This window comes from Bradyrhizobium sp. USDA3010 (genome assembly GCF_056429065.1).
The window spans coordinates 39,129-52,961 of record NZ_JBWJZD010000003.1; the positions used below are offsets into that span (position 1 = coordinate 39,129).

15 protein-coding genes are annotated in these 13,833 nt (G+C 64.2%); 9 read left to right on the top strand and 6 right to left on the bottom strand.

Annotated features, from left to right (window positions below; genetic code table 11):
* Window positions 1-67: 67 nt before the first annotated feature.
* Both AC066Y_RS05690 and AC066Y_RS05695 read right to left on the bottom strand, forming a co-directional pair.
* The gene (locus tag AC066Y_RS05690) at window positions 68-856 is read right to left on the bottom strand and encodes a substrate-binding domain-containing protein (protein ID WP_478273023.1); all 789 of its coding nucleotides are present in this window, start codon (window positions 854-856) and stop codon (window positions 68-70) included.
* Window positions 857-1,044: 188 nt separating this feature from the next.
* Window positions 1,045-2,268, bottom strand: a complete 1,224-nt coding sequence (locus tag AC066Y_RS05695; RefSeq protein WP_212310802.1) for a polyhydroxyalkanoate depolymerase — start codon at window positions 2,266-2,268, stop codon at window positions 1,045-1,047.
* 174 nt (window positions 2,269-2,442) lie between these two features.
* Here AC066Y_RS05695 and AC066Y_RS05700 point away from each other — a divergent pair, with 174 nt between their 5' ends.
* Window positions 2,443-3,099 carry a glutathione S-transferase gene (locus AC066Y_RS05700; RefSeq protein ID WP_207831968.1) on the top strand — a complete coding sequence of 219 codons (657 nt, stop codon included), beginning with the start codon at window positions 2,443-2,445 and terminating at the stop codon, window positions 3,097-3,099.
* A gap of 320 nt (window positions 3,100-3,419) precedes the next feature.
* Entirely contained in the window at window positions 3,420-3,854 is a 435-nt protein-coding gene (locus tag AC066Y_RS05705; protein ID WP_212310646.1) for a cupin domain-containing protein, read from the top strand.
* Window positions 3,855-4,104: 250 nt separating this feature from the next.
* Here the strand turns inward: AC066Y_RS05705 and AC066Y_RS05710 are convergent, their stop codons facing one another.
* Entirely contained in the window at window positions 4,105-4,329 is a 225-nt protein-coding gene (locus tag AC066Y_RS05710) for a hypothetical protein (RefSeq protein ID WP_029079022.1), read from the bottom strand.
* Window positions 4,330-4,524: 195 nt separating this feature from the next.
* On the opposite strand from AC066Y_RS05710, the gene AC066Y_RS05715 reads away from it, so the two are divergent.
* Window positions 4,525-4,896, top strand: coding sequence for a hypothetical protein (locus tag AC066Y_RS05715; protein WP_478273024.1), 372 nt, complete (start codon window positions 4,525-4,527; stop codon window positions 4,894-4,896).
* A gap of 112 nt (window positions 4,897-5,008) precedes the next feature.
* Here AC066Y_RS05715 and AC066Y_RS05720 read toward each other — a convergent pair whose 3' ends face one another.
* Together AC066Y_RS05720 and AC066Y_RS05725 are read right to left on the bottom strand one after the other, a co-directional pair.
* The gene (locus AC066Y_RS05720) at window positions 5,009-6,112 is read right to left on the bottom strand and encodes a mandelate racemase/muconate lactonizing enzyme family protein (protein ID WP_478273025.1); all 1,104 of its coding nucleotides are present in this window, start codon (window positions 6,110-6,112) and stop codon (window positions 5,009-5,011) included.
* Between the two features lie 245 nt (window positions 6,113-6,357).
* Complete coding sequence (locus tag AC066Y_RS05725; protein WP_478273026.1) at window positions 6,358-7,599, bottom strand: ABC transporter substrate-binding protein; 1,242 nt, start codon at window positions 7,597-7,599, stop codon at window positions 6,358-6,360.
* Window positions 7,600-7,839: 240 nt separating this feature from the next.
* Between AC066Y_RS05725 and AC066Y_RS05730 the strand changes: the two genes are divergently transcribed.
* Entirely contained in the window at window positions 7,840-8,679 is an 840-nt protein-coding gene (locus AC066Y_RS05730; RefSeq protein WP_342712491.1) for an AraC family transcriptional regulator, read from the top strand.
* A 51-nt stretch (window positions 8,680-8,730) separates the two neighbouring features.
* The gene (locus AC066Y_RS05735; RefSeq protein ID WP_478273027.1) at window positions 8,731-9,585 is read left to right on the top strand and encodes a transglutaminase-like domain-containing protein; all 855 of its coding nucleotides are present in this window, start codon (window positions 8,731-8,733) and stop codon (window positions 9,583-9,585) included.
* Window positions 9,586-10,094: 509 nt separating this feature from the next.
* On the opposite strand, the gene AC066Y_RS05740 is transcribed toward AC066Y_RS05735, so the two are convergent.
* Entirely contained in the window at window positions 10,095-11,105 is a 1,011-nt protein-coding gene (locus AC066Y_RS05740; protein ID WP_092125951.1) for a polyprenyl synthetase family protein, read from the bottom strand.
* 135 nt (window positions 11,106-11,240) lie between these two features.
* On the opposite strand from AC066Y_RS05740, the gene AC066Y_RS05745 reads away from it, so the two are divergent.
* The 4 genes from AC066Y_RS05745 (at window position 11,241) to AC066Y_RS05760 (ending at window position 13,777) form a co-directional block, all read left to right on the top strand.
* On the top strand, window positions 11,241-11,468 hold the full coding sequence (locus tag AC066Y_RS05745; protein ID WP_173638095.1) for a putative signal transducing protein: 228 nt from the start codon (window positions 11,241-11,243) through the stop codon (window positions 11,466-11,468).
* A gap of 103 nt (window positions 11,469-11,571) precedes the next feature.
* On the top strand, window positions 11,572-12,288 hold the full coding sequence (locus AC066Y_RS05750) for a tRNA1(Val) (adenine(37)-N6)-methyltransferase (protein ID WP_478273028.1): 717 nt from the start codon (window positions 11,572-11,574) through the stop codon (window positions 12,286-12,288).
* 245 nt (window positions 12,289-12,533) lie between these two features.
* Window positions 12,534-13,469 carry a S49 family peptidase gene (locus AC066Y_RS05755; protein WP_478273029.1) on the top strand — a complete coding sequence of 312 codons (936 nt, stop codon included), beginning with the start codon at window positions 12,534-12,536 and terminating at the stop codon, window positions 13,467-13,469.
* Window positions 13,470-13,585: 116 nt separating this feature from the next.
* Window positions 13,586-13,777 (top strand): hypothetical protein, encoded by a 192-nt coding sequence (locus AC066Y_RS05760; RefSeq protein WP_420971832.1) that lies wholly within the window; start codon window positions 13,586-13,588, stop codon window positions 13,775-13,777.
* The last annotated feature ends 56 nt before the right edge of the window (window positions 13,778-13,833 follow it).

The window sequence follows — 13,833 nt, forward strand, 5'->3', positions numbered from 1 at the left end:
GGCCGTGCATCCTTCGAGACGCGCTACGCGCTCCTCAGGATGACGGTGCAGGGTCAGCAGCGCCTCGCTAATGCGTCGCGCCGGCGGCAATCGGATCCAGCCCGCTCTTGACCAGCGCGTCGCGCGCATCTGATGAGGCGAGGAAGCTGATCAGCGCCTTGCCGGCGTCGGGCTCCTTCGCGGCGGTCGCGATCCCGGCGGAGAACACCGTGATCTTCTGCAACGGCTCCGGCAGGGGACCTATGATGTCGATGCCGGCAACCGGCTTCAGCTCGGAGATCTGCTGCAAGCCGATCTCGGCCTCGCCCTTCGCGACGATCTCGCCGACCGGGGTTGCCGGGATCATCCGCGCCTTGTCCTTCATCTGATCGGCGATGCCGAGCTTGCCGAACATCTCGGTCGAGACATAGACGCCGCTGGCGCTGTCGGAATAGGCGACCGATTTCGCCGCCAGCAGCGCCTGCTTGACGGTGTCGGCCGAGCCGATGTCCGGCCTCGGTGCGCCCGATTTGACCGCGATGCCGATCGGCGACTTCACGAGGTCGACCCGGCTGTCGGCCACCACCTTGCCCTGCTTGATGAGGTCACCCAGCGCATAGCCGACCATGATCAGCACGTCGGCCGGCTCGCCGCGCTCCAGCCGCACCGGAATGGCGTTGGTGGTGGTGCCCATCGACGGCCCGAAGGCGGTCACCACCTTGTGCCCGGTCTTGTGCTCGAATTCCGGCACCAGCGCCTTGTAGGCCGCCGTCAGTCCGCCCGAGATCATGACATGGACTTCGGCGGCGGATGCGGCCGACGTGAGGGCGAGGGCGCCGATGATGGCGAGCGTGAGGCTGCGGAAGGCGGCGCGCATGGAGTTTCTCCCTGGACGATTCTTGGGAAACAGGTCGTCGTGGCCGGGGAGACTACTGCTGGAGGGGATGCGTGACTAGCCGCCGCTCGTCATTGCGAGGAGCGCAGCGACGCGGATGGAGCAGTGTCGAGAGGCGAGATTTCGTAGCCCGGATGAAGCGCAGCGTAATCCGGGCTACGGGGAATCCCTCACGAATTCACATGAACGAAATCACGCAGCAGCGGGTAGATCTCGTTGTTCCAGCGCTTGCCGGAAAACACGCCGTAATGGCCGACCCCGGCCTGCATGTGGTGCACCTTGCGATAGGTGCGCACGCCGGTGCAGAGGTCCTGGGCGGCGAGCGTCTGCCCGATCGAGCAGATGTCGTCCTTCTCGCCTTCCACGGTCATCAGGCCCATGCGCCGGATCGCCGCCGGGTTCACCGGGCGGCCGCGATGCATCAGCATGCCCTGCGGCAGCAGATGCTCCTGAAACACGTCGCGCACCGTCTCGATATAGAATTCCGCCGGCAGATCCATCACGGCGAAGTACTCGTCGTAGAAGGTCTTGATCACTTCGGCCTTGGCGGTCTCGCCCTTGGCGAGATGGTCGGCGAGGTCGATGTGCTGCTTGATGTGACGTTCCAGGTTCATCGAGACGAATGCTGTCAGCTGCACGAAGCCGGGATAGACCTGACGCAGCGCGCCCTTGCACTGCATCGGCACGTAGTTGATCAGATTGTCCTCGAACCATTTGATCGGCTTGCTCTTGGCGAATTCGTTCACCTTGGTCGGCAGGATCCTTGTGTCGATCGGCCCGGCCATCAGGGTCAGCGATGCCGGCCGCGCCGGATGATTGTCTTCGGACATCACCGCGGCAGCCGCCAGCGCCGACACCGAGGGCTGGCAGATCGCCACCATATGCGCGCGCGGGCCGAGCTGGCCGAGGAAGTCGATCAGATGGTCGGTGTAGTCCTCGAGCCCGAAGCGGCCCTCTTGGCGCGGGATGTCGCGCGGATTGTGCCAATCGGTGATGTAGACGTCGTGGTCCTGCAGCAGCGTCTTCACGGTGCCGCGCAGCAGCGTGGCGAAATGGCCGGACATCGGCGCCACCAGCAAGAGCCGCGGCTGCTCCGGGCCATCCACCTTCCTGAAATGCAGCAGCGAGCCGAACGGCGTCGCATAGGCGACCTCCTCAGTCACCTGGTATTCCCGGTTGCCGGCGGACACACTGCCGATGGCGTAGTCGGGGCGGGCGTAGGTCAGGGTGGAGCGCGAGATCAGCTCAAGCGCCGCCGCGAGCCGGCCGTACACCCGGTCGGCGGCGCCCTGCGGCACCAGATTGAGGTATTTCAGCGCCGCTGCAGCCCCCGTTCGCCATGGCGCCGTGAGGTCCATGTGGTTCTGATAGGCCTGGTACATCATTGACATCATACGCATCCGCCCCTGGCCCGGCTGGCTATGCAATATCGACGCCAGAGAGGGGGCGGGCTGCCCGGCAAATTGGCACGTGGCTTGCTGCAAAAATGAACGGCTCCGGGGCGCGGCGGTCGGACCGGCGCGCGGTCACCGGGGAGCTAAGGACGCGTTCAGGCGTGAGGATCCGATATGGCGAAAGCAACACTCACCATCAGCAGCAAGAATTATTCGTCCTGGTCGCTGCGCGGCTGGCTGCTGGTGAAATTCGCCGGGCTGGAATTCGAGGAGGTGGTCACCGCGCCCGATGACGCCTCGGCGCGGGCCGAACTGCTGCTGCTGTCGTCATCGATCCTGGTGCCCTGCCTGCGCCACGAGGGCGCGACCGTCTGGGATACGCTGGCGATCGGCGAGTATCTCAACGAGGTCATGCCGCATGCCGGGCTGCTGCCGGAGGACCGGATCCAGCGCGCGCATTGCCGCTCGATCTCCGGCGAAATCCATTCCGGCTTCACCACGCTGCGCTCCTCGCTGCCGGTCAATCTCAAGGGGCATTTTCCCGGCTTCAAGATCTGGTCGCGGGCGCAGGCCGATATCGACCGCGTCTGCACCATCTGGCGCGATTGCCTCGGCAAGTCCGGCGGGCCGTTCCTGTTCGGCGAACGCCGCACCATGGCGGACGCGATGTATGCGCCGGTCGTGACCCGCTTCATGACCTATGACGTCAAGCTCGAACCGGCCCTTGCCGTGTATGCCAGCACCATCATGACCATGCCCGAGATGCAGGAATGGATCGAGGCGGCGAAGGCAGAGCCTGCCGACGTCGAGGAGCTCGAGGTCGAATATTAGGCAGCGTGCGCCCGGCCTGCCGGCGCAGGCGGCTCAAGCTCCGGGCAGGCCTTGCTCAATGGACGTGCCGTCGGCGCCAGGCATCGGCGCCGCGCGGCAATCGGGCGCAGCCCGCGCCGAACGCAAATTCAGGCTTTGCTCCAAGTGCTTCCGCTGCGACGGCGGCGCATGGCGGGACCGATCGCCGCAGCACAATCGGGCTGGCAAGGATTTCGCATAGCAACAAGCGAGCTGTGACCGCGACGATGCGACGCTGCCGAAAATTTGGACGCTGAGCCGGCGCCGCGATCTCGCGAGCACGAGAACCGTGGAGGCTTGAAATGAACCAGCACGCCGCCGTCAGCAAATTCTCCCACGTCAAACCCGGTGACACCGAGTTCAAGGGCGGAGGTCTGCGCGACTTCTTCCTGTATCGCGATCTCGGCATCGCCGATGCCACCGGCGGGCAGGTGATCTGCCATCTGGTCAAGGCCAATCCCGACCTGCCGCCGGAAGAGGGCACCGGCTGGCACAAGCATCTGTGCGATTTTCAGATCGTCATCATGACCAAGGGCTGGGCGCGCTTCATGTACGAGGACAAGGAGACGCTGGTCGAGGCCGGCGACGTGATCCATCAGCGGCCCGGCATCACCCACTATCTGTTCGATTACTCGAAGGACATGGAATACCTCGAGATCGTCAGCCCCGCCGATTTCAAGACCGTGGATGTGCCGCCCGCGACCGAGACCGTGCCGCCGGTGACGCCGTGGAAATGATCGCGAGGAGGGACCGCAAATGTCGTCCGCGGAGGAATTAACCTTTGTCGTCGGCCGCTGGCTGCGGCCGATCGTCATGCTTCTGTATGTGGTGCGTCGCCTCGGGCTGATGACCACATCTAGCCGTGAACAACGGAGTACGTTGCTCGATCAGTGATTCGGACGCGGTTCGTTCCATCCGCGTTCCAAATCTTAAAACGCCTCGCGTGCGCGTCGCGTTTTGAAACAGCGCGCGCCAAATGCGCCTCTCTCAGGCCATGCCCGCCTGCTTTACGCGCGGCATGCGCCAGGCGATGACGTTGACCTCCAGCGCGCCGCCGGTTGTGTCATTGCGCCACTGGCCGTCGATGAAACGGCAGGCGAACGGCAGCTGATACGTTCCGCTGTGATCCTCACAAAGCACTTCCACGCGTTGTTCCGGCGAAGGTTCGCCATTGCCGTCGAATTGCGCCAGCCGTTTTTCGCGCGTAGCCATACGATCTGTCTCCACTGCCCAAGGTCGAGCCAAAAGGGGTCGAACCAAACTAGTTCCGAAGGCCCCCGTCCCCACGAGTAGTCCCGGTAATGGGGCAAGCACACCGCTTGAATGCGGTATCAGTGTGGTATGTGTGCCTTGCTTTCAGCGTCGCGAGCACAAAACTGTGAATGACGCATGTGATTGGGGATGTCGATGATCGCGCGTTTCGTTGTTGCCTTGCTGGTGCCGCTTGCACTCGGCGTCGTCGGAACCGCGTATGCGCAGGACGTTCCCGGTATCGAGATCTGCACCGTCGAGAAGACGATGGAGCGGCGCACCAGCTGCCTGCAGAGCAATGTCGATTTCCTGCAGAAGACGATCGGCAAGCTCACGTCGGATCACCAGCAGAAGCTCGACGCCGCCAACCGGCAGATCGAAAGCCTGAAGGGTTCGGTCGCGACCTTGCAGAAGCTCGTCACCGATTTGCAGGCGGCGCAGGTCAAGCTGACAGAGGACTTGAAGAAGAAAGCCGACGCGCCGCCGGCGAAGGATGCGATGCCTGTGGCGAAGGACGGCACGAAATAGCAAATCGTCATTGCGAGCAAAGCGAAGCAATCCATCCCGCCGCGCATGCGGAGCGATGGATTGCTTCGTCGCTTCGCTCCTCGCAATGACGGATCGGGCGTAGTCGCGCCCTCTACGCCACCCGATACGTCTCCATCACATCGCGATCCGGTTCGTAGCCGAGCCCGGGGCCCTGCGGCACGGCGACATGGCCACGGGCGTCGACGTCGATGCGGTCGCCCCACAGGCAGGCGGGGCGCTTCATGAAGAACACTTCGATCTGGCCTTCGTCGCGGATCGCCATCAGATGCAGCGTGGCGAGAAAGCCCGGCCCGAAATAGGGCGAATGCGGAATCACCTGGACGCCGAACTCGTCGGCAAGCACCGCCACGCGCAGGAATTCGGTGACGCCGCCGACCTTGATCACCGATGGCTGCGCGTGACTGACCGCGCCCGCGGTCATCATCTGGCGGAATTGATGCACGGTGCAGGCGTTCTCGCCGGCGGCGATATCGAGCCGGCCTTCTCTCCGCACCTCCGCGAGCGTCGCAAAATCCTCCGGCGGCCAGACCGGCTCCTCCAGGAACATCGGCGCGGCCTGCTTGCAGTCGCGGGCGAACTGGATCGCCGCCGGTCCATCCAGTGGACAATTCATGTCGACCATCAGCGGCACGCCGGGGCCGATCGCTTCGCGCGCCGCAGCAACCGCCGGCACGGTGGTCTCGTGCAGCTTGATCGCGGCGTAACCGAGCTTGATCGCCTTCCTGCATTCGGCGGCGATGTGCGAGGGATTGCCGATCCGCATCAGGCTCGCATAGGCCGGAATCGTGCTGCGCTTGGCGCCGCCGATCAATTGATGCAGCGGCACGCCCTTCACCTTGCCGGCGAGATCCCACAGCGCGATGTCGAGCGCCGAGATCGCAAACATCGTGATGCCGTAGCGGCCGAACAGATGCAGGTTGCGCTGGATCTGCTCCATCGCAGCGGGAATGCTGGCGGCGTCGGGAACCTCGAGGCCGCGTGCCTGCGGCGCGATCATCTCGGCCACCGCCGTGCAACTCGTCTTCGGGCAGACATAGGCGAAGGCATCGCCCCAGCCGGTCAGGCCGGCATCGGTCGAAACCTCCACCAGCACCATGTCGAGCGCCGCGATCGCGGAAGCGCCCTGGCGGAAGCTCGCAGGGCCAGCGTCATAGGGAATGCGGATATGGTGGGCGCGGACGTCGGTGATTTTCATTGTTGTTGTCCTTCCGATCGCAGGATGTAGTTGGATGTCCCTGGAGCTCGTGAGGGCCGGACGCGGCAGCCTGGACGATGTTGCTTCGGCTCGCCTGGGTTCCAGCCATCGCAGCTCTTGCTTGTGGCAAGTCTTGTTTGTGGCAAGTGTTGCTCGTGACAAGTCTTGCTCGTGAATCGTGTCGAAGACGTGGATGCCCGGCGCGGCGCCGGGCATCACGAACTCCGAAGCTGTGGAGAAGGCTGCTACGAACTCTTCTCGCCGCTCATGATGGGGCCAAACCGTTCCCAGCTCTCGCCCTTGAAGCGCATCATCTGCAACTGCTCGATCGGTGCGTAGTCGTCCGGCCCGGTCTTGATCTTGGTGCCGGGCAGATAGATGCCGATCTCGAAATTGAGGCTGGCCGCCTGCTTCATCAGGTTCTCGCGGGTGAGGTTGTCGCCGCATTGCCGCAGCACCTGCTCGAGCCCCTTGGCGACGCCGTAGCCGAACACGGTCGAGGCGTCGTTCTGGTCGCCCTCGGGATACCACTTGGTCATGAACGCGCGCCACTCGTTCATGGCTGGATCGTTCTTCCACTCGTGATCCGCGGGATCCTTCAGATATTGGGTCGACAGGATGTCCTGGCTCGCCTCATAGCCGGCCGGCTTCATCACGCCGCCGATCGAGACGGAGACGTTGGTCAGGAACTGGACCGGATGCCAATCGAGCTCGGCGGCCTTCTTGATCGCCTGCGCCGCGAATTTCGGCGTCGCGATGTTGACGAAGATGTCGGGGTTGGCGCCCTTGATCTGCACGATCTGCGAATCCACGGTCGGCGACGTGGTCTCGTAGGAGGATTCGACGACGATCAGTTTCTTGGCCGCATCGCCGAGCCCCTCATGCAGGCCGATCAGATAGTCCTTGCCGAAATCGTCGTTCTGGTAGAGCACGCCGATGGTCTTGCCGGGATATTTCTGCAGGATGAATTTGGCATAGATGCGCGCCTCGACCTGGTAGCTCGGCTGCCAGCCCATGGTCCACGGAGAGTTCTTCGGATCGTTCCACTTGGCGGCGCCGGTGGAGACGAACAGCTGCGGCACCTTCTTGGCGTTCATGTATTTCTGGATCGCAGTGTTGCCCGGCGTACCCAGCGGGTTGAAGATCAACAGCACCTCGTCGCTCTCGACCAGCTTGCGGGCCTGCTCGACCATCTTCGGCGGGCTGTAGCCGTCGTCGTAGGAGACGAAGTTGATCTTGCGGCCGTTGATGCCGCCCTCGCTGTTGACCTTGTTGAAATAGGCCGCTTCCGTCTTGCCGATCGTGGCGTAGGCGGATGCCGGACCCGAATAGGGCATGATGTTGCCGACCTTGATCTCGGTGTCGGTCGCGCCCGGATCGTATTTCTTCTGGGCGTTGGCTGCGCTGGCGACGGCGATCGTCAAAAGCCCCGCAAGCGCCGCAGACTTGACGCAGTTGACATAGCTCAGGCGGTGGTGGTGCATCATTGTTCTCCCTGACATGCTGGCCGCGGCTCGTGCAGTCTTGATTTTCGGGCAGCTTGGTGAGCCGTCGGATCGATGCAACTGCGAGTATGCACGATTGCAGCGGTGTTGCCAGCGACGGCTTTGCAGTAATATTTCGCAGAGCGGAACCACAGTTTTTTCGCCGCCGCGCAGCAAGGATTGTCAAACGCCGCGCACCGCGGCCGCGCATGATGCCCGAGCTTTGCAGGAAGGCCGTCGTCCATGAATCCAGCCCAAAAGGCGCTCTGGTACATCGAAAGCCACCTGCGCACGTCGCTGACGCTCGATGATATCGCGGTCGTTGCCGGGGTCTCGCGCTTCCATCTGGTGCGGGCGTTCGCGGAGGCGACCGGGTTTTCGGTGATGCGCTATGTGCGGGCGCGGCGGTTGAGCGAGGCCGCGCGCGAGCTCGCGGCCGGTGCGCCCGACATTCTCACGCTGGCGCTGGATGCGGATTACGGCTCCCACGAGGCATTCACCCGTGCGTTTCGCGACCATTTCGGCGTCACGCCGGAGACGGTGCGCGCGACGACGTGTCTGACCAAGCTCAAGCTTCAGGAGCCGATCACCATGATCTCGACCGCTCTCGATCACATCGATCCGCCGCGCATCGCGACCGGCAAGGCCTTTCTCGTCGCCGGGGTCGGCGAGCGCTACAACCACGCCAATGACAGCACGGCCGGCATCCCGAACCAGTGGCATGGCTTCCACCAGCAATGCGCGCACATTCCCCGCCAGGTCGGTGACGTTGCCTATGGTGTCTGCTGCAACGGCGACGATGCCGGCAATTTCGACTACATCGCAGGTGTCGAGGTCGCCGATTTCTCCGACCTGCCGCGCGAGTTCGCGCGGGTCCGGATCCCCGCGCAGAAATACGTGGTCTTCACCCACGCCGACCACATCTCGACCATTCGCCGCACCGTCAACACGATCTGGAATCGCTGGCTGCCGCAATCCGGAATGAAGGTCGCGGACGCGCCGAACTTCGAGCGCTACGACGAGAAGTTCGACAAGAACAGCGGCAACGGCGGGCTCGAGATCTGGGTGCCGGTCGAGGAGTAGCGGCCGGTGTGGTGGTTGCGCGGGAGGCGAGACGTGCGGGAGACCCTTCAGATGAACATCGACAGATACGAAAGACCGGTTGCCATGAGCGATCCGGGGCGTCACGCCGCTTTATTCGATGGCCTGCCGCGGGGCGCCGGCGCGCTTGCGACGATGGTGCAGGGTCTGCTGATCCATCAGCACATCGCCCCGGCCTATGGGGTCACGCTCGGCGGCGAGCGGCAAGCGCAATCGCAGGTCCGCGCCGTCGAGACGATGCTGGATGAAATCGTGACGCGCGATGCGCGGCCGCTTGCCGTGGCGCGTGGCGTCAACGAGCGGCAGGTCGCTGTCTGCAGGCACTTCACGCTGCTTCATGTGGCGATGTTGCGCACGCAGGGCATTCCGGCGCGTGCCCGTTGCGGGTTCGGCGCCTATTTCGAAGCGGGAAGATACCTCGACCATTGGGTGACGGAATACTGGAACGAAGAACGGAAATGCTGGGTATTGTTCGATTCCCAGATCGACGATCGCCAGCGTGAGCTGTTCGGGATCGGGTTCGATGCGGCCGATGTGCCGCGAGACCAGTTCCTGGTCGCCGGCGATGCCTGGTCGCTCTGCCGCGCCGGGAGCCGTGATCCCTACGCCTTCGGCATCCTCGACATGCACGGACTTTGGTTCATTGCGGGCAATCTTGTCCGCGACATCTGCGCGCTGAACAATCGCGAGATGCTGCCGTGGGACGTTTGGGGCGCCATGCGCATGCAGGACAGCGAACTCGACCTCGCCTTCTTCGACCGGCTGGCAATCGTCAGTCGTGAGCCCGATGCTCACGTCGATGAACTCAAGGCGCTTGATCGCGATGAGCGGGTGCGTGTTCCCAGAGCCGTGTTCAACGCCGTGCTCGACTGCGTGCAGGACCTGTAGCTGAGGGTCGCGGGCGCGCTGGACTTCGAGCGCTACCGATGTGTGTGATTCACAGGCGACGCCACGAACTCGCCGTCGTCCCGGCGAAGGCCGGGACCCATAGCCACCAATGCTCATCGTTGAGCGACGCCGTGGCCACAACCTTCTTCAACAACTCAACCCTGTGGTTATGGGTCCCGGCCTGCGCCGGGACGACACTATGGGCGTGGCGAGCTCAATGCGACCGGGCGATCCAGTACGCCGCGGCCCCTCGGCTCAAGCACAGCCGTCTCTGGAATGCTGGATCACCCGCATGCGCATGCGCGGGTGATGACACCGAGCATGCTGTTTGACGGGTTGAATCGAGAGCCATCCTCAGCGTCGTCCTGGCGAAAGCCAGGACCCATTACCCCAAATGGCAATTGTTGCGCGACGCCGGGGCCACGATCTCCTTTACAATCAAATTCGGTGGCTATGGGTCCTGGCGTTCGCCAGGACGACACCGTCTTTGGTGCTCGAAAGTGCCTGGATCAATGCGATCTTGCGAGGCAGAACGCGACGACCTGTTCCAGCGCCGTCTTCATCGGCGAGGACGGGAACAGCGCCAGCGCGTCGACCGCCATTGCGCCGTAGTGCTGGGCGCGGCTGATGGTGTCCTCCAGCGCGCGGTGCTTGGTCATCAGCCCGATCGCGTGATCGAGATCGGCCGCGCCGATCTCGCCGCGCTCCAGTGCGCGAACCCAGAACTGGCGCTCGGTGTCGTTGCCGCGGCGGAAGGCGAGCACCACCGGCAGCGTGATCTTGCCCTCGCGGAAATCGTCGCCGACATTCTTGCCGAGTTTTGCGGATTTGCCGCCATAGTCGAGCACGTCGTCGACGAGCTGGAACGCGATGCCGAGATTCATGCCGACCGAGCGGCAGGCGGTCTGCTCGGCCTTCGGGCGGTTGGCGATCACGGGACCGACCTCGCAGGCCGCGGCGAACAGCTCCGCGGTCTTGCCGCGGATCACGGCGAGATACTCGTCCTCGGTCGTCGCGGTGTTCTTGGCGGCGGCGAGCTGCATCACCTCGCCTTCGGCGATGGTGGCGGCGGCCGCGGAGAGAATGTCGAGCGCGCGCAGCGAGCCGACCTCGACCATCATCCGGAACGCCTGGCCGAGCAGGAAGTCGCCGACCAGCACGCTGGCCTCGTTGCCCCACAGCATCCGCGCGGACAATTTGCCGCGGCGCAGCTCGCTCTCGTCGACCACGTCGTCGTGCAGCAGGGTCGCGGTGTGCATGAACTCGACCGCGGCGGCGAGCTTGATGTGGCCGTCGCCTGTGTAGTCGGCGAGCTGGGCCATCGCCAGGGTCAGCATCGGGCGCAGCCGCTTGCCGCCGGAGGAGATCAGATGATTGGCGACCTCGGGGATCATGGTGACCTCCGAGCCGGTCCGCGAAAGGATGGTCGCGTTGACGCGCTCCATGTCAGCGGCGACAAGTCCCACCAGCCCGTCGATCGAAGCATTGGACGGGCTTTCGAAGGGTACAATAACCGCCACGCTGGTCTCCAATTTTGCCGAATTCGCACTATCCTCAGCTATAACAATAGAAACTGCGCGGTGCAGCGGCAAGGCCACGAAGTTGTTGACATGTGACGCATTGGCCGCACAGCCGGGCGGAGAGGAGAGTGGATCTTGCGGGAATTGGTACGGACCAATGACGTGGTGCTGGTCTCCGCCGTCGGCGCGCTGCTCGACAGCGCTAACATTCATCATCTGGTGCTGGACCAGAACATGAGCATCATCGAGGGCTCGCTCGGCGTGCTGCCGCGGCGGATCCTGGTGCACGAGGACGACAACCACGAGGCCCGCCAGCTGCTGACCGATGCCGGCCTGGGCCACGAATTGCGGGCCGATGAGTAGAGCGTTTTCAAGCGAAACTGGCCCGGGTTCGCGTGAAGAAAACGCGTCAAAAAACCAGTCTCCGGCCGCTGAGATCACCGAAGACGGATTCCTCGGTGGGCAATTGCGGCTGCGGCAGCCGCGCAGCGGCCACCGCGCCGGCCATGACGCGATCCTGCTGGCCGCGGCGACGCCGGCCCGATCAGGCGACCGCGTCGTCGATCTCGGCTCCGGCGTCGGCGCCGCCGGGCTCGCGGTGGCGCGGCGGGTCAGCGGGATCGATCTGGTTCTGGTCGAAATCGACCCGGCATTGGCCGAGCTGGCCCGGAATAACGCCAGCGCCAACGCGATCATGGCCGAAGTGATCTTGCTCGATGTCGAGGCTGGCGCCTCCGCTTTCGATGATTTCGGCCTCTCGCCCGACAGCGCCGACGTCGTGCTGATGAACCCGCCGTTCAACGATCCCTCAAGGCACCGCGCCTCGCCGGACGGCGTGCGGCAGCGCGCCCATGTCGCGACCGCGACCACGCTGGCTAGCTGGGTTCACGTGGCGCGGCGGATCCTCAAGTCGAACGGGCAGCTTGCGCTGATCTGGCGGGCCGACGGAATTGCCGAGGTGCTGGCCGCGCTCGACCGCGGCTTTGGCAGCCTCGAGATCCTGCCGGTTCATGGCGAGGCGGCCTCGCCGGCGATCCGAATCCTGGTGCGGGCCACCAAGGGCGGCCGGGCGCCGACGCGGCTGCATGCCGCGCTGCTGCTCAATGAAGAGTCAGGTGTGCCCAATAAATGGGTGCTGGAGATCTTGGCTGGGAAAGGGGAATTGCCGCTGGCGCGGCGCTGACGGGCAGGGATTCTGCCCGCGTCGTACTGGCACTAAATCACTGCGGGGCCGTTTCCGACTGGCGTTCAGGCCTGGATGTGAAGTGGATCGCCGTGAGGAGCGTACCGATCAGCAAAATCAGCAGGTAGATCTTCATGGTTTCCTCTCCGCCCGCGCGTTGCAACCCCAATGACAAAATGCAAAACGCGTTCCACGAAATCCAATGACACTGGCGTGATAAAAAGTGGTTAATTCGAGGTAACGGCATGAGTGAACAAATTAGTGATCGCCAAGGGCATTCCGGAGCGCATTCTGGAGGACGTTCGGGATGGCTCGATCGCGCGCAGGGAATGCTCCCGGCGCGATTCAGGCGCGGCATGGCTGTCGTGCCGGTGGTGCGGCTGTCGGGCGTGATCGGCGCGGTGACGCCGCTGCGGCCCGGCATGACGCTCGCCGGCGTCGCCAAGATGCTAGAGCGCGCCTTTGGCACGCGGAATGCCAAGGCGGTAGCGCTGGTGATCAATTCGCCGGGCGGCTCGCCGGTGCAGTCGCGGCAGATCTATCTGCGCATCCGGCAACTGGCCGCCGAGAAGAAGCTGCCGGTGCTGGTGTTCGTCGAGGACGTCGCGGCTTCCGGCGGCTACATGATCGCCTGTTCGGGCGACGAGATCTATTGCGACCCGTCCTCGATCCTGGGTTCGATCGGCGTGGTCGGCGGCAGCTTCGGCCTCGAGGGGCTGATCAAGAAGATCGGGGTCGAGCGGCGGCTCTATACGGCGGGCGCGCACAAGGCGATGCTGGATCCGTTCCTTCCCGAGAACCCCGACGACGTCGCCCGGCTGAAAGCGATCCAGCGCGAGATCCATGCGATCTTCATCGCGCTGGTGAAGCAGAGCCGCGGCAGCCGCCTGAAGAGACCTGACGATGAGTTGTTCACCGGCGAATACTGGGCGGGCGAGACCGCGATCGGGCTCGGGCTTGCCGATGGCATCGGCGACCTGCGCGCGACGCTGCGGGCCCGCTATGGCGAGAAGGTGCTGACCCCGGTGATCGCGCCTGCGAGCGGCATGCTGTCCGGCCTGCTCGGCCGGCGGGCGCCGGGGGCGGGCTCGATGGCGGCGCTGGACGGGCTGGCAAGCTTGCCGGACGACCTGATCTCGGCGGTGGAAACCAGGGCGATTTGGGCCCGATTCGGGCTCTGAACACGGGGATTTGAGCGCGCCATTTAGCCCCAAAACCGCGATTGCGGCGCAGGCCGCCTTGCGCGAGAATACCTTCCATTGGGGGCCTGAAAGACGTGAACGACAAGGATCGACCGATGCCGCCGCTGATTGCATTCGCAGGCGTCCTGGGTGGCCTGGCCGTGGTCCGCTGGGCATACAAGACGGCCGTCCGGATCAACCAGGAACTGGAAGAGGCGCGATTGTCCCGCGTGGCCGAGGCCACGCGCGCGAGCGAAATCAAGACCCTGCGCCGCGACCCCGTGACCGGGGCCTACCGCCCGGGCTAGCAGGCTTTAAGTCCCGCAAATTGGCGGTGCCGGATTTCCGGCATCGCCTTGATTCC